We start from the raw sequence: 25165 nt of genomic DNA on the forward strand, positions 1-25165 counted from the left end.
TTGTCGTGGGTACTCCTTGTCATTTCGCTTTATTTGAGCTGCAACCGAGCTTCCGCCTGGATCTCGAGCAGTTGGCCGCGCGCTACCGCGAGTTGGCGCGTGGGGTTCATCCAGACCGTTTTGCCGATGCTTCCGAGCGCGAGCAGCGCCTGGCCCTGGAGCAGTCGGCAAGCCTCAACGAGGCTTACCAGACCCTCAAGAGCCCGCCCAAGCGCGCCCGTTACCTGCTGGCTTTGAATGGCGGCGAGTTGCCGTTGGAAGTCACGGTGCATGATCCGGAGTTTCTTCTGCAGCAGATGCAATGGCGCGAAGAGCTCGAGGATTTGCAGGACAGCGCCGACCTGGCCGGAGTGGCGGCATTCAAGCGTCGGCTCAAGACAGCCCAGGATGAACTGAATGAAAGCTTCGCAGCCTGTTGGGATGATGCGGCGCAACGCGAGCAGGCCGAGCGCCTGATGCGGCGCATGCAGTTCCTCGACAAGCTCACCTACGAAGTGCGCCAGTTAGAAGAGCGCCTCGACGATTAACCCAGTGCCGCTCCGGTCGCACGCCTGATATACAGATAAGTCCAGATAAGCATGGCCCTACTGCAGATCGCCGAACCCGGCCAAAGTCCTCAACCGCACCAGCGTCGCCTGGCTGTGGGGATCGACTTGGGCACTACCAATTCGCTGGTCGCTGCCTTGCGCAGTGGTCTTTCCGAGCCGCTGGCCGACGCGCAGGGGCAGGTGATTCTGCCGTCCGCGGTGCGTTATCACGCCGACCGCGTCGAGGTGGGCGAGTCGGCCCGCCTGGCTGCACCTACCGACCCTTTGAACACCGTGCTTTCGGTCAAGCGCCTGATGGGGCGTGGCCTGTCCGACGTCAAGCAGCTGGGTGAGCAACTGCCCTATCGCTTCGTCGAGGGCGAGTCGCACATGCCGTTCATCGAGACCATCCAGGGGCCGAAAAGCCCGGTGGAAGTATCGGCTGAAGTGCTCAAGGTGTTGCGTCAGCGTGCTGAGGCGGCCCTGGGTGGCGAGCTGGTAGGTGCGGTCATCACCGTTCCTGCCTATTTCGACGACGCCCAGCGTCAAGCCACCAAGGATGCGGCCAAGCTGGCCGGCCTGAATGTGCTGCGCCTGCTCAACGAGCCGACCGCGGCGGCTGTGGCTTATGGTCTGGATCAGCACGCCGAAGGCGTGGTGGCGATCTATGACTTGGGTGGCGGCACCTTCGATATTTCCATTCTGCGCCTGACCGGCGGCGTCTTCGAAGTCTTGGCTACCGGTGGCGATACTGCTCTGGGCGGCGATGACTTCGATCACGCCATTGCCGGCTGGATCATCGAGGGCGCGGGCCTGTCCGCCGACCTCGACCCGGGTACCCAGCGCAGTCTGTTGCAAGCCGCTTGTGCAGCCAAGGAAGCCTTGACCGGCGCCGCGTCCGTGGAAGTGGTGTATGGCGATTGGCGTGCCACCCTGACTCGCGACGCCTTCGACGCCCTGATCGAGCCGATGGTTGCCCGCAGCCTCAAGGCCTGTCGTCGTGCTGTACGCGATTCCAATGTCGAATTGGATAAAGTGCAGGCGGTGGTCATGGTGGGCGGTTCGACCCGTGTGCCGCGTGTGCGTGAGGCGGTGGCTGAAATGTTCGGTCGCCAGCCGTTGACCGAGATCGATCCGGATCAAGTGGTGGCCATTGGGGCCGCGATCCAGGCCGATACCTTGGCCGGCAACAAGCGCGAAGGCGGCGAATTGCTGCTGCTGGACGTGATTCCGCTGTCCCTGGGGTTGGAAACCATGGGCGGGCTGATGGAGAAGGTGATTCCGCGCAACACCACCATTCCGGTTGCCCGTGCCCAGGACTTCACCACCTACAAGGATGGCCAGACGGCCATGATGGTTCATGTGCTGCAAGGCGAGCGCGAGCTGATCAGCGACTGCCGCTCCCTGGCGCGTTTCGAATTGCGCGGCATCCCACCGATGGTGGCCGGTGCGGCGAAGATCCGCGTGACCTTCCAGGTCGACGCCGATGGCCTGCTCAGCGTTTCTGCGCGAGAGCTGGGTTCGGGCGTCGAAGCCAGCATCCAGGTCAAGCCATCCTACGGTCTGACCGACGGCGAGATCGCCAAGATGCTCAAGGATTCCTTCCAGTACGCCGGCGACGACAAGGTGGCCCGTGTACTGCGCGAGCAGCAGGTTGATGCTCAGCGCCTGATCGAGGCGGTGCAAGGTGCCTTGGACGCCGATGGCGAGCGTCTGCTGGACGCCGAAGAGCGCATGGTTATCGAGCTGCAGATGCAGGAATTGAGTGAATTGATGCGTGGCACCGATGGTTATGCCATCGAGCAGCAGACCAAGCGTCTGTCGCAAGTGACCGATGCCTTTGCTGCCCGACGCCTGGATTCGACGGTGAAAGCCGCGCTGGCGGGGCGCAACCTGAATGAAATCGAGGAATAACTGATGCCGCAGATCATTTTTCTGCCACACGCCGTGTTCTGTCCGGACGGCCTGGTTGTAGAGGTCGAGCCTGGCGTCTCGGTGCTCGAGGTGGCGCATGACAACCACATCGAGATCGAAAGTGCCTGTGGCGGCGTCTGTGCCTGCACCACCTGCCATTGCATCATTCGTGAAGGCTTCGACTCGCTGAACGAGGCTGACGAGCTGGAAGAAGACCTGCTGGACAAGGCCTGGGGCCTGGAAGCGCAGTCGCGCCTGTCCTGCCAGGCCATCGTCGGCGATGAAGACCTGACCGTCGAAATTCCAAAATACTCGCTCAACCATGCAGCCGAAGCGCCGCACTGATTTCAAGGAACTGGCATGAGCCTCAAGTGGGTTGATGTACTGGAAATCGCGATCCAACTGGCTGAGTCCAAGCCGGATGTGGATCCGCGTTATGTGAACTTTGTCGATCTGCACCAATGGGTTCTGGCACTGCCGGAGTTCAGCGACGATCCGGCTCGCGGAGGCGAGAAGGTTCTTGAAGCAATTCAGGCCGCCTGGATCGACGAAGCTGACTGAATCCGCGGGCTACGCAGTTAGGCAATCCCTATAAACCCGCGTATAATTCGCGGGTTTAATTTTTCGCTTTAATCACCGTTTCTGGAGTTACACCATGGCTGTTCAACGTACTTTCTCCATCATCAAGCCTGACGCTGTTGCAAAAAACGTTATCGGCAAGATCGTTTCCCGTTTTGAAGAAGCCGGCCTGCGCGTTGTAGCTTCGAAAATGAAGCAACTGTCCAAGGCTGAAGCTGAAGGCTTCTACGCTGAGCACAGCGAGCGTGGCTTCTTCGGCGAACTGGTTGCCTTCATGACTTCCGGCCCGGTTGTTGTTCAGGTTCTGGAAGGCGAAAACGCCATCGTTCGCAACCGTGAGCTGATGGGCGCCACCAACCCTAAAGAAGCTGCTGCCGGCACCATCCGTGCTGACTTCGCCGAGTCCATCGACGCCAACGCCGTTCACGGTTCGGACTCCGAAGCTGCCGCTGCTCGCGAAATCGCTTACTTCTTCGCAGCTACTGAAGTAACCGCTCGCTGAGTAAGGCTTGCGCGTGAGAGGTGAAACCATGACTGCATCGATCGGCAAAACTAACCTGTTGGGGCTTACTCAACCGGAAATGGAGAAATTCTTCGACTCAATCGGGGAGAAGCGTTTCCGTGCCGGTCAGGTAATGAAATGGATTCACCACTTTGGCGTCGATGATTTCGACGCCATGACGAATGTCGGCAAGGCCTTGCGCGAAAAGCTCAAGGCTGTTGCCGAGATTCGCGGTCCGGAAGTGGTCAGCGAGGACATCTCCAGCGACGGCACCCGTAAATGGGTGGTGCGCGTGGCGTCCGGCAGCTGCGTCGAGACCGTCTACATTCCCCAGGGCAAGCGCGGCACTCTGTGCGTTTCGTCCCAGGCGGGCTGTGCCCTGGATTGCAGTTTCTGCTCCACCGGCAAGCAAGGCTTCAATAGCAACCTCACCGCCGCCGAAGTCATCGGCCAGGTGTGGATTGCCAACAAATCCTTTGGCAGCGTCCCGGCGACCGTCGACCGTGCCATCACCAACGTGGTGATGATGGGCATGGGTGAGCCGCTGCTGAACTTCGACAACGTCATTGCTGCCATGCACCTGATGATGGACGACCTGGGCTACGGCATCTCCAAGCGCCGGGTGACCCTGTCGACCTCCGGCGTGGTGCCGATGATCGATGAGCTGGCCAAGCACATCGACGTCTCGCTGGCGTTGTCTCTGCACGCACCCAATGATGCGCTGCGCAACCAGCTGGTACCGATCAACAAGAAGTACCCGCTGAAGATGCTGCTCGAGTCCTGCCAGCGCTACATGTCGGCCCTGGGTGAGAAGCGTGTGCTGACCATCGAGTACACCCTCCTCAAAGACGTCAACGACAAGCTTGAGCACGCGGTGGAGATGATCGAGCTGCTCAAGGATGTACCGTGCAAGATCAACCTGATCCCGTTCAACCCGTTCCCGCATTCCGGGTACGAGCGTCCGAGCAACAATGCCATTCGTCGCTTCCAGGACCAGCTGCATCACGCCGGTTTCAACGTCACCGTGCGCACCACGCGTGGTGAAGACATCGATGCCGCCTGCGGTCAGTTGGTCGGGCAGGTGCTGGACCGCACCCGTCGTAGCGAACGCTATATCGCCGTGCGTGAGTTGAGCGCCGACGCCGATATGCCGCAAAGCGCCGCAACCCGTACCTGAGAGAGGATCTCCATGGCCCTGCGCTTTGCGCTGCTCCTGCTTGTTGCCAGCCTGTGTGCTGGCTGTGTTCTGTCGGGTGATTCCAACCCGATGAACACCAGCAAGGGGCGCGACGAGGCGCGCGAGGCGTATGTGCAGTTGGGCCTGGGCTACTTGCAGCAGGGCATGAGCGAGCGGGCCAAGGTGCCACTGAAGAAAGCCCTGGAACTGGCCCCCGCCGATGCCGACGCCAATGCTGCCCTTGCACTGGTGTTCCAGGCCGAGATGGAACCGGCCCTGGCCGACGAGCATTTTCGCCAGGCCCTGGCGGCGCGTCCGGAGAGTGCCCGGATCCTCAATAACTACGGCAGCTTTCTGTTCCAGGAAAAACGTTACAAAGAGGCTTATCAGCGCTTTGAGCAAGCCGCTGCTGATACTCTGTACCCCGAACGTTCCCGAGTGTTTGAAAACCTCGGCATGACCGCTTCAAGGCTCGGCCAGCGTGATCTGGCCCAGCTGCAGCTGGAAAAGGCCTTGCGTCTCAATCATCAACAGCCCCGTGCATTGCTGGAAATGGCTGAGTTGTCTTACGAAGACAGGCATTATGTGCCCGCGCGCGACTATTACGATCGTTTTAGCCTGCTCGGCGAGCAAAATGCACGTAGTCTATTGCTCGGCGTTCGGCTGGCAACGGTGTTCGAAGATCGCGACAAGGCCGCCAGTTACGGTCTGCAACTAAAACGACTTTATCCCGGTACGCCGGAATATCAGCAATACCTGTCGGAGCAATGATGAAAGCGGCCCATCCCGAAGTTCAAGCAGTGACTCGCGTAAACCCCGGTGAGACCCTGCGTCAGGCCCGCGAAAGCAATGGTTGGTCGCTGGCCGAAGTGGCCCACAAGCTCAACCTCACCGTGAGCTCCCTGAGCAACCTGGAAGCTGGCGCCTTCGACAAGCTGCCGGGGCACACTTTCGCCCGTGGCTATATTCGTGCCTACGCCAAATTGCTGGGCATGGATCAGGCGGTACTGGTCCAGGAGTTCGATCAATACACCGGTACCGACTCCCAGGGCAGCAGCGTCCATGCCCTGGGGCGCATCGAAGAGCCGGTGCGGGTTTCCCACACTATCTTGCGCATTGTCAGTTTGCTGCTGCTGGTGGCGGTGGTTGGTGGCGGTTTCATCTGGTGGCAGGATCAGTCCTCCCAGCGCGGCAAGGAGCCGGTCTCCCTGAGCCCCGAGCATGTCGAGGTCGAAGGCGCCGACGGCACTACCCAGATTCATCCTATCGACGAGCCCGAAGACCAAGCGGTTGCCGAGGGGCAGAGCGAGGCGCTGGACAACGCCGCTCAAAGCGAAGGCCAGGCAGCGAGCGAGACTCCTGCCGCCCCAGCCGTTTCGACCGCTCCGGCACCGGCTGCCACTGCGTCCGTCCCCGCAGCTCCCGTGCACAACGCGCCGGCTCCGGCGCCTGTCGCACCGGCTGCCGTGGCGCAAGCGCCTGTCACGCCGACCGCGCCTGCTGCTGCGGTTGCACCGGGCAGCGCTGCGGCAACTGCAGTTGCAGGCGCGGGCCAGGTACAGATCCAGTTCAGCGCCGACTGCTGGGCCCAGGTCATCGATGCCAACGGCAAGGTTCTGCTCAGCGCCCTCAAGCGCAAGGGTGAAAATGTCGATGTCAGCGGCAAGCCGCCTTTTGCCGTACGTCTGGGCTATGCCCGTGGCGCACAAATCACTTACAACGGTCAGGCGGTGGATATCGCCCCGTTCACCAGTGGCGAGACTGCTCGCCTGAAGTTAGGTCAATAAGTCATGCACGGCGAATCTCCAATCAAGCGTCGCGAATCCCGCAAGATCTGGGTCGGCTCGGTACCGGTCGGAGGCGATGCCCCGATTGCGGTGCAGAGCATGACCAACAGCGACACCAACGACGTGGCCGCAACCGTCGCCCAGATCAACCGCCTGGAAGCCGCCGGTGTCGATATCGTGCGGGTTTCGGTGCCGGACATGGACGCCGCCGAGGCGTTCGGCCGGATCAAGCAGCAGGTCAAGGTACCGCTGGTGGCCGACATCCACTTCGACTACAAGATCGCGCTGCGCGTGGCCGAACTGGGCGTCGATTGCCTGCGGATCAACCCGGGCAATATCGGTCGTGAAGACCGGGTACGCGCGGTGGTGGATGCTGCCCGTGATCGCGGGATCCCGATCCGTATCGGGGTCAACGCCGGTTCCCTGGAAAAAGACCTGCAGAAAAAATACGGCGAACCGACCCCGGCTGCATTGGTGGAGTCGGCGCTGCGTCACGTAGAGCACCTGGAACGCCTGAATTTCAAGGACTTCAAGGTCAGCGTGAAAGCCTCGGACGTGTTCATGGCCGTCGAGGCCTATCGCCTGCTGGCCAAGGAAATCATCCAGCCCCTGCACCTGGGGATCACCGAAGCCGGTGGTTTGCGTTCAGGCACAGTGAAATCCGCCGTCGGCCTCGGTATGCTGCTGGCCGAAGGAATTGGCGATACCATTCGCATTTCGCTGGCGGCCGACCCGGTCGAGGAAGTGAAGGTCGGCTACGACATTCTCAAGTCCCTGCACCTGCGTTCCCGTGGCATCAACTTCATCGCCTGCCCGAGCTGCTCGCGGCAGAACTTCGATGTGGTGAAAACCATGAACGAACTGGAAGGGCGGCTTGAAGACCTGTTGGTGCCGTTGGATGTTGCAGTGATCGGTTGCGTGGTCAACGGCCCGGGTGAAGCCAAAGAGGCGCACATCGGCCTGACCGGTGGTACACCGAACCTGATCTACATCGATGGCAAGCCGGCACAGAAACTGACCAATGACAATCTGGTGGACGAGCTTGAAAAGCTGATCCGGCAGAAGGCGGCCGAAAAGGTCGAGGCCGACGCAGCGCTGATCGCTCGCGGCTAACCGAACGTATTTAAGGATTTTTTGTGAGCAAGTCTCTGCAAGCCATTCGTGGCATGAATGACATCCTGCCCGAGCAGACGCCCCTGTGGCGTTATTTCGAGGGTACTGTGGCGCGCCTGCTGGATAACTACGGTTACAAGCAGATCCGCATGCCGATCGTCGAGTTCACCGAGCTGTTCAAGCGCTCCATCGGTGAAGTGACCGACATCGTCGAAAAAGAGATGTACACCTTCGAGGATCGCAACGGCGACTCCCTCACCCTGCGTCCGGAAGGCACCGCTGCCTGTGTCCGTGCAGTGCTGGAGCACGGCATTACCGGCGGTGGCCAGGTGCAGAAGCTGTGGTACATCGGCCCGATGTTCCGTCACGAGCGCCCGCAGAAAGGCCGTTATCGCCAGTTCCACCAGATCGGTTGCGAGGTATTCAACCTCGACGGGCCGGACATCGATGCTGAACTGATCGTGCTGACCTGGCGCCTGTGGGGCGAGCTGGGCATCCGTGATGCGGTCAAGCTCGAACTCAACAGCCTGGGTACCGCCGAAGCGCGCGCGCGCTATCGCGACGCGCTGGTGGAGTTCCTGTCGGCGCGCATGGACAAGCTGGACGAAGACAGCCAGCGCCGCCTGAAGACCAACCCGCTGCGGGTGCTGGATACCAAGAACCCGGACACTCAAGCCGTGCTGGTGGAGGCGCCCAAGCTGGCCGACTACCTGGACGAAGAGTCCCGCGTGCACTTCGAAGGCCTCAAGGCTCGCCTGGATGCTGCGGGTATCCCCTATGTGATCAACCCCAAGCTGGTGCGTGGGCTGGATTACTACAGCAAGACCGTTTTCGAATGGGTCACCGACAAGCTCGGTGCCCAGGGCACTGTCTGTGCCGGTGGCCGTTACGATGGCCTGGTGGAGCAGATGGGCGGCAAGCCTACCTCGGGCGTTGGCTTTGCCATGGGGATCGAGCGTCTGGTGCTGCTGCTGGAAACCCTGGAGCAGGTCCCGGAAGAAATCTCGCGCCAGGTCGACGTTTACCTCTGCGCCTTCGGTGAGGCCGCCGAACTGGCTGCGCTGGCGCTGAGCGAGCGTGTTCGCGATCAATTGCCGAACCTGCGTCTGCAGATCAATGCCGGTGCCGGCAGCTTCAAGAGCCAATTCAAGAAGGCCGACAAGAGCGGCGCGCTGTATGCGCTGATCCTCGGTGACGACGAACTGGCCCAGCAAGTGGTAGGTTTCAAACCCCTGCGTGGCCAGGGCGAACAACAAAGCATTGCCTGGGATGCACTCGCTGCGCACCTGGCCACCTGCGTCGTGCAGGGTTGAAGCTGTCAAACAGCCGATTTAGCGAATAAGGAGTATTGGGGTGTCGAGTACCGAAGATGAACAGCTGGCGGAATTGAAAGACTGGTGGCAGCGTAACGGCAAACCCCTGGTGACTGGCGGCCTGCTGGCCCTGGTTATCGTGTTCGGCTGGCAAGCCTGGCACAAGTATCAGAACAATCAGTCGCAAGGCGCTTCGGTGCTCTATCAGCAACTGCTGGAAACTACCCTGACGCCGGATGGCAAGCCGGATGCGGCTCGTGTTACGGACCTGGCGGGCAAGCTCAACAGCGAGTTCGGCGGTACTGCCTACGCGCAGTACGGCAACCTGTTCGTGGCCAAGGTGGCAGTAGACACCGGCAAGCTGGACGATGCAGCGGCACAGCTCAAGGCCGTGGCCGACAAGCCCGCCAACCCGACCCTGGGTGAAGTGGCGCGTCAGCGCCTGGCACAGGTACTGGCGGCGCAGAACAAGGCCGACGAGGCTCTGAAGCTGCTCGACGGCGATGCCGACAAGGCATTCCTGGCGACTCGTGAAGAACTCAAGGGCGATCTGCTGGTCCAGCTGGGCCGTGTGGACGAAGCCCATGCGGCATACCAAAAAGCCAAGGCGGCGCTCTCGGATGAAGCGGCAGTCGGTGGCCTACAAATCAAGCTGGACGACCTGGCCAAAGGGGATGCATGACGTGATCCGTTGGAAACATGCAGCATTGCTGGCTCTGGCCTTGTTGGCCGCGGGTTGCAGCAGCAACAGCAAGAAAGAACTGCCACCGGCGGAACTGGTCGACTTCAAAGAAGAAGTGGTCCTGCAGAAGCAGTGGAGCCGTTCGATCGGTGACGGTCAGGGCGAAACCTATAACATGCTGGTGCCAGCCATCGATGGTGACACCATCTATGCCGCTGACGTGACCGGCGTGGTGGTTTCCATGGATCGCATGAACGGCGACGTCAAATGGAAGAAAGATCTCGAACTGCCTGTTTCCGGCGCCGTGGGCGTGGGTTATGGGTTGGTCATGATCGGCACTCTGAAAGGCGAAGTGGTTGCCCTGGATGCCTCCAGCGGTGAAGAGAAATGGCGTGCCCGTGTGACCAGTGAAGTGCTGGCTCCGCCAGCTACCAACGGTGACGTGGTGGTGGTGCAGACTCAGGACGACCGCGTGATTGGCCTTGAAGCCAGCACCGGTCACCAGATCTGGCTCTACGACAGCACTCCAGCGGTGTTGACCCTGCGGGGCACCAGTGCGCCGTTGGCGACCAACCGTCTGGCCCTGGCCGGTCTATCCACCGGCAAGGTGGTCGCGCTGGATATTCGCAACGGCGTGCCGGTGTGGGAGCAGCGTGTAGCCATTCCACAAGGCCGTTCCGAACTGGATCGGGTCGTGGACATCGACGGTGGCCTGCTGCTGTCCGGTGGCACCCTGTACGTTGCCAGCTACCAGGGGCGTGTGGTTGCCCTGGACCTGGAGAGCGGCCGTCCGCTGTGGCAGCGTGATGCTTCCAGCTACGCCGGTGTGGCCCAAGGGTTCGGCAGCGTTTATGTCAGCCTGTCCTCGGGTACCGTGGAAGGCGTGGACGAGCGTTCGACTACCGCGCTGTGGAGCAACGACTCCCTGGCTCGCCGCCAACTGTCGGCACCGGAAGTCTTCTCCAGCTACGTAGCCGTGGGCGACCTGGAAGGTTACCTGCACCTGCTGAGCCAGGTTGACGGTCGCTTCGTCGGTCGTACGCGCATCGATAGCGACGGCCTGCGTGCTCGTCCGCTGGTGGTGGGCGACATGATTTATGTGTATGGCAACAGCGGCAAACTGGAAGCCCTGACCATCAAGTAATGGTTTGACTATGCTTGGGGTGATCCCCAAGCGAACTGCAGGAGCGAGCGTGCTCGCGATGGATGCCAGGTGACGCCAGCTTGCTGGACGAGCGCGGCGCCATGGAGTTAATCGCGAGCACGCTCGCTCCTACAGTGCTGCCCCGAGCACCAGCCGCTGCCTCGCAGCGGCTTTTGTATTTTCTGAATTAACGCAGTGGAGAGCCGCATGGTTCCCGTAATCGCCCTGGTGGGCCGACCTAACGTCGGCAAGTCCACCTTGTTCAACCGCCTGACTCGGACTCGCGACGCCATTGTCGGCGACCTGTCCGGTCTGACCCGTGATCGCCAATACGGTGAGGCCAAGTGGCAAGGGCGTACCTATATTCTGATCGACACCGGCGGTATCTCCGGTGACGAGCATGGAATGGATGAAAAGATGGCCGAGCAGTCGCTGCTGGCCATCGAAGAAGCTGATGTGGTGTTGTTCCTGGTGGACGCCAAGGCCGGGTTTACCGCGGCCGACCAGATGATCGGCGAGCACCTGCGCAAACGTAACAAGACTTCCTACGTGATCGCCAACAAGGTCGACAACATCGACCCGGACATGGCCCGCGCCGAGTTCGCGCCGCTGGGCATGGGCGATGCCATCCCGATCGCCGGTGCTCATGGCCGCGGTATCACCCAGATGCTGGAAATCGCCCTGAGCGAATTCCCCAAGGATGACGCTGACGAGCCGGAAGAAGGCGAGGAAGAGATCGTTGCCGAGGGTGAGGAAGCCAAGCGCATTCCGGGCCCGAGCGAGAAGGACGGGATCAAGATCGCCATCATCGGTCGTCCCAACGTCGGCAAGTCGACCCTGGTCAACCGCATGCTCGGTGAAGACCGGGTGATCGTCTATGACCAGCCCGGCACCACCCGCGACAGTATCTACATCCCGTTCGAGCGCAACGACGAGAAGTACACCCTGATCGACACCGCCGGTGTGCGCAAGCGCGGCAAGATCCACGAGGAAGTCGAAAAGTTCTCGGTGGTCAAGACGCTGCAGGCGATCAAGGACGCCAACGTGGTGATCTTCGTCATGGACGCCCGCGAAGGTGTGGTGGACCACGACCTGAACCTGCTGGGCTTTGCCCTGGAAGCCGGTCGGGCCCTGGTGATCGCCCTGAACAAGTGGGACGGCATGCAGCCGAGCGAGCGCGACTATGTGAAGACCGAGCTGCAACGCCGGCTGTTCTTCGTCGACTTCGCCGATATCCACTTCATCTCGGCGCTGCACGGTACCGGTGTGGGCAACCTCTACCAGTCGGTGCAGAACTCCTTCAAGTCGGCGGTAACCCGCTGGCCCACCAGCCGCCTGACGCAGATCCTCGAAGATGCCGTTGGCGAGCACGCGCCGCCCATGGTCAACAATCGCCGGATCAAACTGCGCTACGCCCACTTGGGTGGTGCCAACCCGCCGCTGATCGTGATCCACGGCAACCAGGTGGAGAAGGTGCCCAAGTCTTATGTGCGCTATCTGGAAAACACCTACCGCCGAGTCTTGAAGCTGGTAGGTACGCCGATCCGCATCGAGTTCAAGGGCGGCGAGAACCCGTACGAAGGCAACAAGAACACGCTGACCGACCGCCAGGTCAACAAGAAGCGTCGCTTGATGTCGCACCACAAGAAGGCCGATAAGAAGCGCCGCGACAAGCGCTGACCGGCTTAGGGGCCGGCTTGCCGGTGAAGCTCCGGACCTGCTTCAGAGCTTCGCTGGCAAGCCAGTTCCTACGGGATCTGTGTGGATAAGAGGGCGCCCCGGGCGCCCTTTTTCATGCCTGGCGTTTGGGCTATTCTCGGGGACCTCCGCGCCGCCGTAGTGCGGACTGCTCAGCAGGGAATCCTCATGATCATCAGTAAGTTGCCGAATGTCGGCACCACCATCTTCACGCAAATGTCCCAGCTCGCGGTGGAAACCGGAGCGCTCAACCTGTCCCAGGGCTTTCCTGATTTCGATGGCCCGCAAGCCCTGCGTGATGCGCTTGGCTGGCATGCCGCCAATGGCCATAACCAGTACGCACCCATGACCGGCCTACCGGCACTGCGCCAGCAGGTCGCCGCGAAAATCGCCCGCAGCTATGGCGTCCAGGTCGATGCGGACGCTGAGGTGACCATCACCCCCGGTGCGACCCAGGCAATCTTCTGTGCCATCCAGGCGGTGATCCAGCGCGGTGACGAAGTCATTGTGTTCGACCCCAGTTACGACAGCTATGAGCCGTCGGTGGAGCTGGCCGGTGGGCGTTGTGTGCATGTGCCGTTGGCCGGGCAGGGCTTTGCCCTCGATTGGCAGAAACTCGGTGAAGCCCTGAGTCCGCGCACGCGGATGATCATCCTCAATTCGCCGCACAACCCCAGTGGTGCCTTGATCAGCCGCGCCGAGCTGGACCAGTTGGCCGCCCTGATCCGTGATCGCGATATTTATCTGGTCAGTGACGAGGTCTACGAACACCTGGTGTTCGATGGCGTACCCCATGTCAGTGTGCTGGCCCATGAGGAGCTGTATCAGCGGGCCTTCGTGGTCAGCTCGTTCGGCAAGACCTACCACGTGACCGGCTGGAAGACCGGTTATGTGGTTGCACCACCGGCCCTGAGCGCCGAGCTGCGCAAGGTGCATCAATATGTCAGCTTCTGCGGGGTCACGCCTTTGCAGTACGCTCTGGCGGACTTCATGGCCGACCACCCGGAACATGTCGAAGAGTTGCCGGCCTTTTACCAGGCCAAGCGTGATCTGTTCTGCGATCTGCTGAGCGCCTCGCGTTTCAGCTTCAACCGGGTGTCGGGTACCTATTTTCAATTGGTGGACTATTCGCAGATTCGTCCAGACTTGAATGATGTCGACATGGCGATATGGATGACCCGCGAACACGGCGTGGCGGCCATTCCGGTGTCGGTGTTCTATCAGCAGCCGCCCCAGGGGCAGCGCCTGGTGCGTCTGTGTTTTGCCAAGCGCGAGGAGACGTTGCGCCAAGCAGCGGAGAAACTATGCGTGATCTGAGTGCATTACCCGATCTGAATCTGGCCCTGATCCAGACCACCCTGGCCTGGCACGACCGCCAGGCCAACTTCGAGCATTTCGAGCAGTTGCTGGAGCAGGCCCGTGGTGCAGATCTGATCATCCTGCCGGAAATGTTTACCACCGGATTCTCCATGGAATCCGCGACTCTCGCGGAAGCGGAGAATGGCCCTACCAGCAAATGGCTACGTGGCCAGGCGAAAAAGCTGAATGCGGTGATCACCGGCAGCGTGATAATCCAGGCAGCGGATGGCAGCCATCGCAATCGCTTGCTGTGGGCGCGCCCTGACGGTGAGGTCTGGCACTACGACAAGCGCCACCTGTTTCGCATGGCCGGCGAGCACAATCACTACACGCCGGGGGAACGGCAGGTACAGTTCGAGCTCAAGGGTTGGCGTATTCGCCCGCTGATCTGCTACGACCTGCGGTTCCCGGTGTGGAGCCGGGACGCCCAGGACACCGACCTGCTGCTCTACACCGCCAATTGGCCGGGTGCCCGCCGCCTGCACTGGAATCGCCTGCTGCCAGCCCGGGCCATTGAAAACCTCTGCTACGTTGCGGCGGTGAACCGGGTGGGCACCGACGGCAAGGGCTTTGCCTATACCGGAGACAGCCAGGTTCTGGACTATCAGGGCGAAACCCTGCTCAGCGCCGGAGAGGCCGATGGCGTCTTCCAGGTGTGCCTGAACGCGGGTGAACTGGCGGCTTACCGTGCGCGTTTTCCGGCGAACCTCGACGCCGATACCTTCATGTTCACTTAGGATCGCTTCGGCACTGCACACTTTTTTACAGGTTGTGAATATCAAGCTTCGAGGGTGAAGGCCGATAGCAGGATCAGTTCAGGAGGAATCAACCATGACTACCATCACTGCCACCATCGTCAATCCTTACCCCCTGTCGGCACCCAAAACTGCTTCGACTGAAGCCGAAGGCAACAGCGCCAGCCCGCTGGCGCCGGTGGATGACAGCAAGGACGGTCAGGATAAGGAGCTGCGGGTCAACTCTGGCGATGCCAATATCGATGCGGTAAAGGCCGGTGGTGATCCGGTCAAGGCGCTGCAGAAACAGATCGAGCAGACCCAGAAAACCCTGACCGAACAGCAGGCCCAATTGGCCAATGTGCAGAAGGGCCAGGCCAGCGACGAACAGAAAGCCCAGCAGGTGATGGAAGTCCAGGCGCAGATCGCCGTGACCAACAGCACCTTGCAGGTGCTGCAGGCGGCTTTGCTGCAAGCCATGTTCAGCGTTGATGTGCATGCCTGAAACAGTCGTTGCTGACATTTAGCTGGTGTTATCTGTTCCGGCATAAAAAAGGCCCCGGGGAGTCGAGCTCCTCGGGGCCTTTCGCTTTTGGCAGCCTTTAGGCTGCCTTGGCCTGCTGCTCGCTCAAGGAGCGGTTCAGCGCACTGAACAGCGCCTTGAAGCTGGCGGTGGTGATGTTTTCGTCGATACCGACGCCGTGCACGGCGCGCTCACCGTTGACCCGCAGTTCGATGTAGGCCGCCGCCTTGGCGTTGGTGCCGGCGCCGATGGCGTGCTCGTTGTAGTCCATGATCTCCACCGGAACCGGCAGCCCGGCTACCAGCGCTTCCAGGGCACCGTTGCCCTTGCCGCGCCAGCTGAGGTTGGTCTCGCCCTGGCCCTTGCTCGAGACTTCCACTTCCACGGCGCTGTGGCCGTTCTCTTCCTGCAAGCGATGGCTGACCAGCGCGTAGGGAGTGTTGGCCTGCAAGTACTCGCTGTGCAACAGCGCGTGGATCTGCTGGGCGGTCATTTCCAGGCCCAGGCGGTCGGTTTCCCGCTGCACCACCTGGCTGAACTCGATCTGCATGCGGCGTGGCAAGCTGATGCCGTATTCCTGCTCGAGCAGGTAGGCGATACCACCCTTGCCCGACTGGCTGTTGACGCGGATCACCGCCTCGTAGCTGCGACCGATATCGGCCGGGTCGATCGGCAAGTACGGCACCTCCCACAAGCCATCGGCTTTCTGCTGGGCGAAGCCCTTGCGGATCGCGTCCTGGTGCGAGCCGGAGAACGCAGTGTGGACCAGGTCGCCGACATAAGGGTGACGCGGGTGCACGGCAATCTGGTTGCACTCTTCCACGACTTTGCGCACGCCGTCGATGTCGGAGAAATCCAGTTCAGGGTTTACACCCTGGGTGTAGAGGTTCAAGGCCACGGTGACCAGGTCGACGTTACCGGTACGCTCGCCGTTGCCGAACAGGCAGCCTTCGACACGGTCGGCGCCGGCCATCAGGCCCAGCTCGGTGGCGGCCACGCCCGTACCGCGGTCGTTGTGGGTGTGCAGGCTGATGAGCACGCTGTCACGACGGTTGATGTTGCGGCAGAACCACTCGATCTGGTCGGCGTAGATGTTCGGTGTGGCGACTTCAACGGTGGCCGGCAGGTTGAGGATCACCTTGTTGCTTGGCGTGGCGTTCCAGACTTCCACCACGGCGTCGCAGACTTCCTTGGCGAACTCCAGCTCGGTGGCGCTGAAGGTCTCTGGCGAGTACTCGAACTGCCACTGGGTTTCCGGTTGCTGGGCGGCGTATTTGACGAACAGCTTGGCCGCATTCACCGCGATCTCTTTCACACCGGCCTTGTCCTGGTTGAAGACAATGCGGCGGAACGAAGGGCTGGTGGCGTTGTACAGGTGGACGATGGCCTTTTTCGCTCCACGCAAGGACTCGAAGGTGCGGGCGATCAAGTCTTCGCGGGCCTGGGTCAATACCTGGATGGTGGTGTCGTCCGGAATGTGGCCGCCTTCGATCAGGGTGCGCACGAAGTCGAAGTCGGTTTGCGAAGCGGCCGGGAAAGAAGCTTCGATTTCCTTCACACCCACAGCTACCAGGGTCTTCCAGAAGCGCAGCTTCTTGACGGCATCCATCGGTTCGATCAACGACTGGTTGCCATCACGCAGGTCCGAACTGCACCAGATCGGCGCGCTGGTGATGGTTTTCGACGGCCAGGTACGGTCCGGCAAGTTGATGGTCGGGAACGCGCGGTACTTGGAGGATGGGTCTTTGAGCATGGTCATGGAGAAATCCTTATTGTCCGGGCCGAAAAGAGGCGGCCTGCCGGTGAGTCAAGAGTGAGGTTGACGCAAGGGGGTGAGGCACCGCGATTCAGCCTGGCAGTCGTGCGCTGACGAGGCAGAGGCTCCGGTGTTGACGACGCTGAATGAGGGTGTGAGAGGTTTTCATGTGCTCAACCCTAACCACTGGGGTGAGAGATGGCAAGCAGTCGAAAAAAATTGAGAGGAATACTCGAAAACAAAGCTATATCGAGATTTTATGCTGGGTATTCTTTGAAAGAATACTAACGATTGCGCAGTCGAGTAGGGCTGCGCAATCCCTGTGGGCGTCGGCTCGCCGCTGAATCAATGCCTGATGCAGGCAAGCGGCGCTGCGCGATCAGGGCTGGAAGGCCCCGATAAAGATGGCCGGATCGACCCGCGCATCATTCAGGCTGACGTTCCAGTGCATATGCGGCCCGGTGGCGCGGCCGGTCGCCCCCACCTTGCCCACCACGGCGCCACGGGCCAGGGACTGGCCGATCTTCACGTCGATTTTCGACATGTGGCAGAACATGCTGATGAAGCCCTGGCCGTGGTCGACGAACACGGTGTTGCCGTTGAAGAAGTAGTTGCCGATCAGGATCACTTTGCCCGCCGCCGGGGTCTTGATCGGTGTGCCTGCTGGCACCGCGAAGTCCAGGCCCGCGTGAGGGTTGCGCTCTTCACCGTTGAAGAAACGGCGTACGCCGAACTTGCTCGACAGGGGGCCATTCACCGGCTTGTCCAACAGCAGGTTGCTTGGGGTGTTGGGGCTGAAGCTGCGGTAGGCGCGGATCTGTTCCGCCAACTCGCCGTCGATGCGCTTGAGGTCCGCCGGGTTCGGATTGACCTGGCGCTGGTTCTTCAGGGTGATGTGCTGCTCCGGGTATTTCTTGTTGCCGACCACGAAGTTCAGACTGCGCCCGCCGGTGCTTACTTGTTGAGTGCCGGGCTTGACCGTCAGCGGGATGCCGACAATCGCCAGCCAGTTGTTCTGCTCCTTCACCACCAGCACCGGCTTGCCCTGGTAGCTGGCCTTGGGCGCCTGGGCGGCGCTGCCCAGGTCGACCACCGCTACGCCACCGGGCACGGGTTTGTTCAGCAGGCGGGTGATGTAGCTGTCGGCGTGAGCATTGAAGGCCAGGCACAGCAACAGCAGGGAGCAGAGAAAACGCGGCATGGATCAATCCAGTAGAGAAAGAGTGACGGGCGTCAGGTGGTTGTCTTCGACGCGTACTTGCAGCTCGCCTTCGCCCAGGCGGGCACTGAGGCGCTGGCCTGGGCGGGTCTGGCCGGCACTGCGAATGGCCTGCCCGCGATCGTCCAGCAGGATGCTGTAACCGCGCCCCAGGGTGGCCAGGGGGCTGACCACATGCAGGGTCTGCATCTGGCTGTGCAATTGCAGGCGGCGGCCCTTGAGGCCTTCGCGCATGGCCCGGGGCAGGCGTTCGGCCAAGCTGTCCAGGCGCTGGCGCAGCAGTGCCAGTTGCCGCCCTGGATGCTGGGCTCCGAGGCGGGTTTCCAGGCGGATCAAGCGTTCGCGACGGGTATTGAGGCTGCGCTCGAAGGCGCGGCGCAGGCGCATGTCCAGGTCGTCCAGGCGCTGTGCCTGCTGGCGCAGGCGTTCGCCGGGATGGCGCAGGCGTCGGGCCAGGCCGTCCAGGCGCAGCCGGTCGCGCACCAGCCGGTCGCGCATGCGCATCACCAGGCGTCGATGCAGGTTGTCGACCCGGCGTTGCAGGTCACTGGAATCGGGGGCCAGCAGTTCGGCTGCTGCGGAAGGCGTGGGCGCGCGAACGTCGGCCACGAAATCACTGATGGAGACGTCGGTTTCATGGCCGACGGCGCTGACGATCGGTGTCACGCAGGCATCCACCGCACGGGCCACGGCTTCTTCGTTGAAGCACCAGAGGTCCTCCAGGGAGCCGCCGCCACGGGCCAGGATCAGCGCGTCGAAGCCCCGGGCGTCGGCCAGCTGCAGGGCCCGGACGATCTGCGCCGTAGCCTCGCGGCCCTGCACGGCGGTAGGGATCAGGGTCAGCACGACCTGCGGTGCGCGGCGCCGGAACACACTGATGATGTCGCGGATCACCGCGCCGGTGGGCGAACTGATGATGCCGATGCGTTGCGGATGGGCCGGTAGTGGCACTTTGCGTTCGGCGCTGAACAGCCCTTCGGCGCTCAGCTTGTCTTTCAGGGCATCGAAAGCCAGGCGCAGGGCGCCATCACCGGCCGGTTCCACGGTGTCGAGAATCAGCTGGTAGTCACCGCGCCCTTCGAACAGCGAGACCTTGCCCCGCACCTTGACCGCCAGGCCGTCCTTCAGCGCCTGGCGGACCCGCGCGGCGTTCTGCCGGAACAGTGCGCAGCGCACCTGGGCGCCGCTGTCCTTGAGGGTGAAGTACACATGGCCGGAAGCCGGGCGGGCGAGGTTGGAGATCTCGCCCTCCACCCAGATATTGCTGAACACGTCCTCGAGCAGCACCCGGGCGCGGCCGTTGAGCTGGGTGACGGTGAGGACCTCGCGGTCCAGGCCGAGTCGTGCGAAGGGATCTTTAATCATGGGGCGCAGTTTAAAGGCCTGTCTCTGAATGGAACAACGCAAATCAACTACAAGTGATTGCGAAAATGTTCGACGAATTGCGCCACCAGGGGCGTCGGCTCCTGTCGATAGGCGAGGGCCACGGTGCTCTGGCAATCGGCATCCGCCAGCGGTAGGAAGCGGATGCTGGCCGGGGCGATGTCCTGCATCGACTCGGGCAGCAGGGCGATGCCGAAGCCGGCCTGGATCAGTTGCAATTGGGTGGTCTTGCGCGACATCACCCGCGCCGCCCTGGGAAAAAAGCCCTGGCGCATGCACAGCTCGGCCGAGAGGTAACTCAAGCCGCCCCGCTGGGGGTGGGGGATGGAGATGAAGGCTTCCTCGCGAAGCTGGGCCAGGTCGACGCCCCCGGCCGGAGGGTCCAGCGCCAGTGGGTGCTGAGGTGGCACCGCCAGCAGCAAGGGTTCGGCGAACAGGGACGTGATCTGTACACCTGCCCGTTGACGTAACACCGGCAGGCGCAACAGGCCGATATCCAGGTGCCCCTGCGCCAACTCTTCCAGTTGCGCCTCGGAAGACAGCTTGGCGATGTCCATCGAGGCTCCAGGGCAATGCTGCAAGTAGCTGCCGATGCCCTGGAGTAGCCGGCCGCTCATGGGCACGGTGCTGGAGTGGCTCAGGCGCAAGGTGCCCAATTGCCCCATGCCTACCTGAGTGGCCAGTTCGCTGGCCTTGTGCAATTCACTCAGCAGGTTGCGTGCCTTGGGGAAGAACGCTTCACCGGCCGCCGTCAGCCGCGGCAGGCGCGCGGTGCGCTCGAACAGTGGGGTCTGCAATTGGTTTTCCAGCTCCTTGATCTGCCGGCTGAGGGCTGACTGGGCGACGAACAGGCGCTCGGCGGCGGCGCTGAAGCTGCCGCATTCGGCGATTTCCACGAAATAGCGCAGTTGGCGGGTCGAAATCACGAGGCATGCCTTTTTGCGATGAGTTGGCGACTTCGACGATATTAGTCGCAAGGCTCACTGCTGGCTAAAGTCACTGCGTATTCAACTGGGAAGTCGCAGCGATGAGCGTGGTAATCGAGGGTTTGAACCAGTGGTCTTTCGGCCCGGGCAGTTGGTTGGTGATCGGCCTGGGCATCGCGCTGGCGTACATAGTGTTCGGCATTGCCGGGTTCGGTACGGCGCTGGTGGCAGGGCCGGTGCTGATCCTGTTCATGCCGCTGTCGAAGATCGTGCCGCTGCTGGTGCTCCTGGATTTTGTCGCGGCCTTTGGCAACCTTCTGCCCTCGCGCAAGGATGTGGCCAGGCCGGAGTTGCTGCGCCTGTTGCCCTGCATGGCAGTAGGTTGCACCTTGGGGGTGATCTTCCTGCTCAACCTCAAATCCGATCTGTTGCTGCTATTGATGGGGCTGTTCATCAGTGCTTATGCCATCTACAGCCTGTGGGTGAAGGCGCGTCCGACCCAACTGGCGGCCGGCTGGGCGGTGCCGATGGGGATTGTCGGTGGGCTGTTTGGCGCCCTCTTCGGCAGCGGCGGCTTTCTATATGCCATCTACCTGAACAGCCGCCTGCCCAAGGACCCGGCGCGGGCGACCCAGAGCGCGCTGATCAGTTGCAGCACCGTGGTGCGCCTGAGCCTGTTCGCCCTGGCCGGGGTCTATGCCGAGTTGCCGCTGCTGCTATTGGCGCTATGCCTGTTGCCGGCGATGGCCTTGGGGTTGTGGATTGGCCGCCGGCTGACGATGAAACTGTCCCGGGAGGCTTTTGTACGCCTGGTGACCTGGCTGGTGCTGGCCAGTGGCGTTGCCTTGATCGGCCGTTACCTGAGTACTTGACCTGCTGGGGCCAGGGATTAAGCTGCGGGCCTTTGAATTCGTTCGCCGGCAGGCCGGCTCCTACAATTGATGACAGGAGCCGGCTTGCCGGCGAAAGCGTGAGTACCGTCCCCGCATGTTCCAGGCTTATCCATGAACTCCCAAAGCATCCTCGTCCCGAAAATTTCCACCCTGCCGGTGCACGAGCCCCGGGCCCGGGCGATCGTGCGCTGGCTGGTGCGCAAGAACATCGTCGAGGAAAGCCTCAGCACCTGCGGGCGCACGGGCAATCGCATGGGGCACGCCATTGCCGCCGGGGCACGGGAGGTGGTGCTGCGGCCAGAGGCGCTGCCCTTCGGCGAGCCGATCAATGGCCTGGAAATCATCACCAAGCGCTGCATCTATACCCCGGCCAAGGGCTTTCTCGAGGAAGCGGGCTGTGCCGAGTGCCGGCAGGAAATCGGTGAGGCGCTGTTCGAAAGCCTGGAAGACTGGATGCCAGGGCGTACCGACAACTTCACCTGCCCCGAATGTGGCCATGAAGATGACATCAACGGCTTTCTGTTTCTTCAGGAATGCGGTTTTTCCAACTTGGGCTTCATCTTCAACAACTGGGCCGAAGCGGGTTTTAAACAGAGCTTTATCGACGAGTTCGCCGACTGGCTGGATCAGCCGATAAGTTGGGTCAAGGTCGAGTTGTAGCGCGCGGATATCTCCATCTATCACTCCAGCGATATTAGCCAGAGTTTTACATTGAGCCCGGGTAGCTGTCTGAGTATAATGGCGCGCTTCCATTTTCCCGCCCGGGAGCCCCCGCGATGCTGCGTATCAGCCAAGAAGCCCTCACCTTCGACGACATTCTCCTAGTGCCCGGTTATTCCGAAGTACTGCCTAATGAAGTCAGTCTTAAGACCCGTTTGACCCGTGGCATCGAGCTGAATATTCCACTGGTTTCCGCCGCCATGGACACCGTCACTGAAGCCCGTCTGGCAATCGCCATGGCTCAGGAAGGCGGCATCGGCATCATCCACAAGAACATGACCATCGAGCAGCAGGCTGCCGAAGTGCGCAAGGTCAAGCGTTTCGAAGCCGGTGTGGTCAAGGACCCGATCACCATCGAGGCCGACGCCACCGTGCGTGACCTGCTCGAACTGACCAGCATGCATAACATCTCCGGTGTGCCGGTACTGCACAACGGCGACCTGGTGGGCATCGTGACTTCCCGCGACGTGCGTTTCGAAAGCCGTCTGGAAGTCAGCGTCCGTGAAGTGATGACGCCTAAAGAACGCCTGGTCACGGTCAAGGAAGGCGCCGACAAGACCGCCGTCCGCGAGCTGCTGCACAAGCACCGCATCGAGCGTGTACTGATCGTCGACGACGCCTTCGCTCTCAAGGGCATGATGACCGTCAACGATATCGAGAAAGCCAAGGCTTACCCGCTGGCCAGCAAGGACGACCAGGGTCGCCTGCGCGTCGGCGCTGCGGTCGGTACTGGCAAGGACACTGGCGATCGCGTTGCTGCGCTGGTCAATGCCGGTGTCGACGTGGTGGTGGTGGACACCGCCCACGGTCACTCCAAAGGCGTGATCGACCGCGTTCGCTGGGTCAAGGAGAACTTCCCGCAAGTGCAGGTGATCGGCGGCAACATCGCCACTGGCGCTGCCGCCAAGGCCCTGGCCGAAGCTGGCGCCGACGCAGTCAAGGTCGGTATCGGCCCAGGCTCGATCTGCACCACCCGTATCGTTGCCGGTGTTGGCGTGCCGCAAATCAGCGCCATCGCCAATGTTGCAGCGGCGCTGGTAGGCACTGGCGTGCCGCTGATCGCCGACGGCGGTATCCGGTTCTCCGGTGACTTGTCCAAGGCCATCGTCGCCGGTGCTTCCTGCGTGATGATGGGTTCGATGTTCGCCGGTACCGAAGAGGCTCCAGGCGAGATCGAGCTGTTCCAGGGCCGCTCCTACAAGGCTTACCGTGGCATGGGTTCCCTGGGCGCCATGTCCCAGGCCCAGGGCTCTTCCGACCGCTACTTCCAGGACTCCTCCGCGGGTGCCGAGAAGCTGGTGCCGGAAGGTATCGAAGGTCGCGTGCCGTACAAGGGCACCCTGACCGCGATCATCCATCAGCTGATGGGCGGCCTGCGTTCTTCCATGGGCTACACCGGTAGCGCCAACATCGAAGAAATGCGCACCAAGCCGGAGTTTGTCCGCATCACCGGTGCCGGCATGGCTGAATCCCACGTCCACGACGTGCAGATCACCAAGGAAGCGCCAAACTATCGCGTAGGTTGATAGTGATCGCCTCCAGGCCAAGGCCCGGAGGCGATTGACGAATTTAGTAACCGGGGCTGTGTTTTTCAGCCCCGTGTCGTTTCTGAAATTAGACGAGACTGACCATGGCCCTCGACATTCACGCTCACCGTATCCTGATCCTCGACTTCGGTTCCCAGTACACCCAACTGATCGCCCGCCGTGTGCGCGAGATCGGGGTCTACTGCGAACTGCATCCGTTCGACATGGACGACGAAGCGATCCGCGAATTCGCTCCCAAAGGCGTCATCCTCGCCGGCGGCCCCGAATCCGTGCACGAAGCCAACAGCCCTCGCTGCCCGCAGGCGGTGTTTGACCTGGGCGTCCCGGTCTTCGGCATCTGCTACGGCATGCAGACCATGGCCGAGCAGTTGGGCGGCAAGGTCGAAGGTTCCGAGCTGCGTGAGTTCGGCTATGCCCGGGTTGATGTAGTCGGCAAGAGCCGCCTGCTGGACGGCATCGAAGACCACGTCGACGCCGACGGCCTGTTCGGCCTAGACGTTTGGATGAGCCACGGTGACAAGGTCACCAAGATGCCGGAAGACTTCCACATCCTGGCCAGCACCCCGAGCTGCCCGATTGCCGGCATGTTCAACGACGACCTGCGCTACTACGGCGTGCAGTTCCACCCGGAAGTGACCCACACCAAGCAGGGCGGTCGCATCCTGTCGCGCTTCATCCTCGATATCTGCGGCTGTGAAGCGCTGTGGACCCCGTCGAAGATCGCCGAGGACGCCATTGCCCAGATCCGTGCCCAGGTTGGCACCGACAACGTCCTGCTGGGCCTGTCCGGCGGCGTCGACTCCTCGGTGGTCGCGGCCCTGCTGCACAAGGCCATCGGCGACCAGCTGACCTGCGTCTTCGTCGACAACGGCCTGCTGCGCCTGCACGAAGGCGAGCAAGTAATGGCCATGTTCGCCGAGAACATGGGCGTCAAGGTGATCCGCGCCAACGCCGAGGAGCAGTTCCTCAATAACCTGGCCGGCGAAGCCGACCCGGAGAAGAAGCGCAAGATCATCGGCCGTACCTTCATCGACGTGTTCGATGCCGAATCCTGCAAGCTGGAAAACATCAAGTACCTGGCCCAGGGCACCATCTACCCGGACGTGATCGAGTCGGCTGGCGCGAAAAGCGGCAAGGCCCACGTGATCAAGTCGCACCACAACGTGGGCGGCCTGCCGGAGGAAATGAACCTCAAGCTGGTCGAGCCACTGCGCGAGCTGTTCAAGGACGAAGTCCGTCGTCTGGGCCTGGAACTGGGCCTGCCGTACGACATGGTCTACCGTCACCCGTTCCCGGGCCCGGGCCTGGGTGTGCGCATCCTCGGTGAGGTGAAGAAGGAATACGCCGACCTGCTGCGTCGCGCCGACCACATCTTCATCGAAGAACTGCGCAAGGCCGACTGGTACCACAAGGTCAGCCAGGCGTTCGTGGTGTTCCAGCCGGTGAAATCCGTGGGCGTGGTGGGCGATGGCCGTCGTTACGCCTGGGTCGTGGCCCTGCGTGCCGTGGAAACCATCGACTTCATGACCGCACGTTGGGCGCACCTGCCTTACGAACTGCTGGAAACCGTCAGCGGCCGGATCATCAACGAGATCGAAGGCATCTCCCGCGTCACCTACGACGTGTCGAGCAAGCCGCCGGCCACGATTGAGTGGGAATGATCGGGGCC

Annotated in this window: 24 protein-coding genes; 20 read left to right on the top strand and 4 right to left on the bottom strand. The window is 61.7% G+C overall.

Annotated features, from left to right (window positions below):
• Nucleotides 1-5 precede the first annotated feature (5 nt).
• The 16 genes from hscB (at nt 6) to M2395_RS19430 (ending at nt 15034) form a co-directional block, all read left to right on the top strand.
• Nucleotides 6-527, top strand: a complete 522-nt coding sequence (gene hscB, locus M2395_RS19355; protein WP_011063215.1) for a co-chaperone HscB — start codon at nt 6-8, stop codon at nt 525-527.
• A 51-nt stretch (nt 528-578) separates the two neighbouring features.
• Entirely contained in the window at nt 579-2441 is a 1863-nt protein-coding gene (gene hscA / locus M2395_RS19360; protein WP_123431379.1) for a Fe-S protein assembly chaperone HscA, read from the top strand.
• Nucleotides 2442-2444: 3 nt separating this feature from the next.
• Complete coding sequence (gene fdx, locus M2395_RS19365; RefSeq protein ID WP_011063213.1) at nt 2445-2786, top strand: ISC system 2Fe-2S type ferredoxin; 342 nt, start codon at nt 2445-2447, stop codon at nt 2784-2786.
• 15 nt (nt 2787-2801) lie between these two features.
• Nucleotides 2802-3002 (top strand): Fe-S cluster assembly protein IscX, encoded by a 201-nt coding sequence (iscX, locus tag M2395_RS19370; protein WP_011063212.1) that lies wholly within the window; start codon nt 2802-2804, stop codon nt 3000-3002.
• A gap of 94 nt (nt 3003-3096) precedes the next feature.
• A complete protein-coding gene (gene ndk / locus M2395_RS19375; RefSeq protein WP_011063211.1) occupies nt 3097-3522 on the top strand; it encodes a nucleoside-diphosphate kinase in 426 nt (141 codons plus the stop codon).
• Between the two features lie 28 nt (nt 3523-3550).
• The gene (rlmN, locus tag M2395_RS19380) at nt 3551-4699 is read left to right on the top strand and encodes a 23S rRNA (adenine(2503)-C(2))-methyltransferase RlmN (RefSeq protein WP_011063210.1); all 1149 of its coding nucleotides are present in this window, start codon (nt 3551-3553) and stop codon (nt 4697-4699) included.
• A gap of 12 nt (nt 4700-4711) precedes the next feature.
• Complete coding sequence (gene pilW, locus M2395_RS19385) at nt 4712-5470, top strand: type IV pilus biogenesis/stability protein PilW (RefSeq protein WP_053153598.1); 759 nt, start codon at nt 4712-4714, stop codon at nt 5468-5470.
• Complete coding sequence (locus M2395_RS19390) at nt 5470-6486, top strand: RodZ domain-containing protein (protein WP_015636879.1); 1017 nt, start codon at nt 5470-5472, stop codon at nt 6484-6486. The genes pilW and M2395_RS19390 overlap by 1 nt, the downstream gene beginning before the upstream one ends.
• 3 nt (nt 6487-6489) lie before the next feature.
• Entirely contained in the window at nt 6490-7599 is a 1110-nt protein-coding gene (ispG, locus tag M2395_RS19395) for a flavodoxin-dependent (E)-4-hydroxy-3-methylbut-2-enyl-diphosphate synthase (protein ID WP_011063207.1), read from the top strand.
• Between the two features lie 23 nt (nt 7600-7622).
• Complete coding sequence (gene hisS, locus M2395_RS19400) at nt 7623-8912, top strand: histidine--tRNA ligase (protein WP_015636878.1); 1290 nt, start codon at nt 7623-7625, stop codon at nt 8910-8912.
• Between the two features lie 40 nt (nt 8913-8952).
• Nucleotides 8953-9594, top strand: a complete 642-nt coding sequence (locus M2395_RS19405) for a tetratricopeptide repeat protein (RefSeq protein ID WP_011063205.1) — start codon at nt 8953-8955, stop codon at nt 9592-9594.
• Nucleotides 9587-10738, top strand: a complete 1152-nt coding sequence (gene bamB / locus M2395_RS19410) for an outer membrane protein assembly factor BamB (RefSeq protein ID WP_011063204.1) — start codon at nt 9587-9589, stop codon at nt 10736-10738. Before M2395_RS19405 ends, bamB begins: the two co-directional genes overlap by 8 nt.
• Nucleotides 10739-10945: 207 nt before the next feature.
• Nucleotides 10946-12418: a ribosome biogenesis GTPase Der gene (gene der / locus M2395_RS19415; RefSeq protein WP_011063203.1), complete on the top strand. Its 1473-nt coding sequence runs from the start codon at nt 10946-10948 to the stop codon at nt 12416-12418.
• 186 nt (nt 12419-12604) lie between these two features.
• Complete coding sequence (locus M2395_RS19420) at nt 12605-13753, top strand: pyridoxal phosphate-dependent aminotransferase (RefSeq protein ID WP_047337705.1); 1149 nt, start codon at nt 12605-12607, stop codon at nt 13751-13753.
• Entirely contained in the window at nt 13741-14532 is a 792-nt protein-coding gene (locus M2395_RS19425) for an amidohydrolase (protein ID WP_011063201.1), read from the top strand. The genes M2395_RS19420 and M2395_RS19425 overlap by 13 nt, the downstream gene beginning before the upstream one ends.
• Nucleotides 14533-14626: 94 nt before the next feature.
• Nucleotides 14627-15034 (top strand): hypothetical protein, encoded by a 408-nt coding sequence (locus tag M2395_RS19430; RefSeq protein WP_011063200.1) that lies wholly within the window; start codon nt 14627-14629, stop codon nt 15032-15034.
• Between the two features lie 97 nt (nt 15035-15131).
• On the opposite strand, the gene leuA is transcribed toward M2395_RS19430, so the two are convergent.
• From leuA to M2395_RS19450, 4 genes are all read right to left on the bottom strand, one after another.
• A complete protein-coding gene (leuA, locus tag M2395_RS19435) occupies nt 15132-16811 on the bottom strand; it encodes a 2-isopropylmalate synthase (protein WP_011063199.1) in 1680 nt (559 codons plus the stop codon).
• 376 nt (nt 16812-17187) lie between these two features.
• Nucleotides 17188-18009, bottom strand: coding sequence for a M23 family metallopeptidase (locus M2395_RS19440; RefSeq protein ID WP_011063198.1), 822 nt, complete (start codon nt 18007-18009; stop codon nt 17188-17190).
• A gap of 3 nt (nt 18010-18012) precedes the next feature.
• A complete protein-coding gene (gene xseA / locus M2395_RS19445) occupies nt 18013-19392 on the bottom strand; it encodes an exodeoxyribonuclease VII large subunit (protein WP_011063197.1) in 1380 nt (459 codons plus the stop codon).
• Nucleotides 19393-19439: 47 nt separating this feature from the next.
• Nucleotides 19440-20336 (bottom strand): LysR family transcriptional regulator, encoded by an 897-nt coding sequence (locus M2395_RS19450; RefSeq protein ID WP_123431378.1) that lies wholly within the window; start codon nt 20334-20336, stop codon nt 19440-19442.
• Nucleotides 20337-20437: 101 nt separating this feature from the next.
• Here M2395_RS19450 and M2395_RS19455 point away from each other — a divergent pair, with 101 nt between their 5' ends.
• The 4 genes from M2395_RS19455 to guaA all read left to right on the top strand — a co-directional run bounded on the left by M2395_RS19455 (nt 20438) and on the right by guaA (nt 25157).
• Nucleotides 20438-21208, top strand: coding sequence for a sulfite exporter TauE/SafE family protein (locus M2395_RS19455; protein WP_011063195.1), 771 nt, complete (start codon nt 20438-20440; stop codon nt 21206-21208).
• 132 nt (nt 21209-21340) lie between these two features.
• Entirely contained in the window at nt 21341-21889 is a 549-nt protein-coding gene (locus M2395_RS19460; RefSeq protein ID WP_011063194.1) for a hypothetical protein, read from the top strand.
• 116 nt (nt 21890-22005) lie between these two features.
• Complete coding sequence (guaB, locus tag M2395_RS19465) at nt 22006-23475, top strand: IMP dehydrogenase (RefSeq protein WP_015636874.1); 1470 nt, start codon at nt 22006-22008, stop codon at nt 23473-23475.
• Nucleotides 23476-23579: 104 nt separating this feature from the next.
• Nucleotides 23580-25157, top strand: a complete 1578-nt coding sequence (guaA, locus tag M2395_RS19470) for a glutamine-hydrolyzing GMP synthase (protein ID WP_011063192.1) — start codon at nt 23580-23582, stop codon at nt 25155-25157.
• Nucleotides 25158-25165: the final 8 nt, after the last annotated feature.

Origin of the sequence: Pseudomonas sp. BIGb0176 (genome assembly GCF_024810175.1) — a bacterium.
Classification (GTDB): Bacteria; Pseudomonadota; Gammaproteobacteria; order Pseudomonadales; family Pseudomonadaceae; genus Aquipseudomonas; species Aquipseudomonas protegens.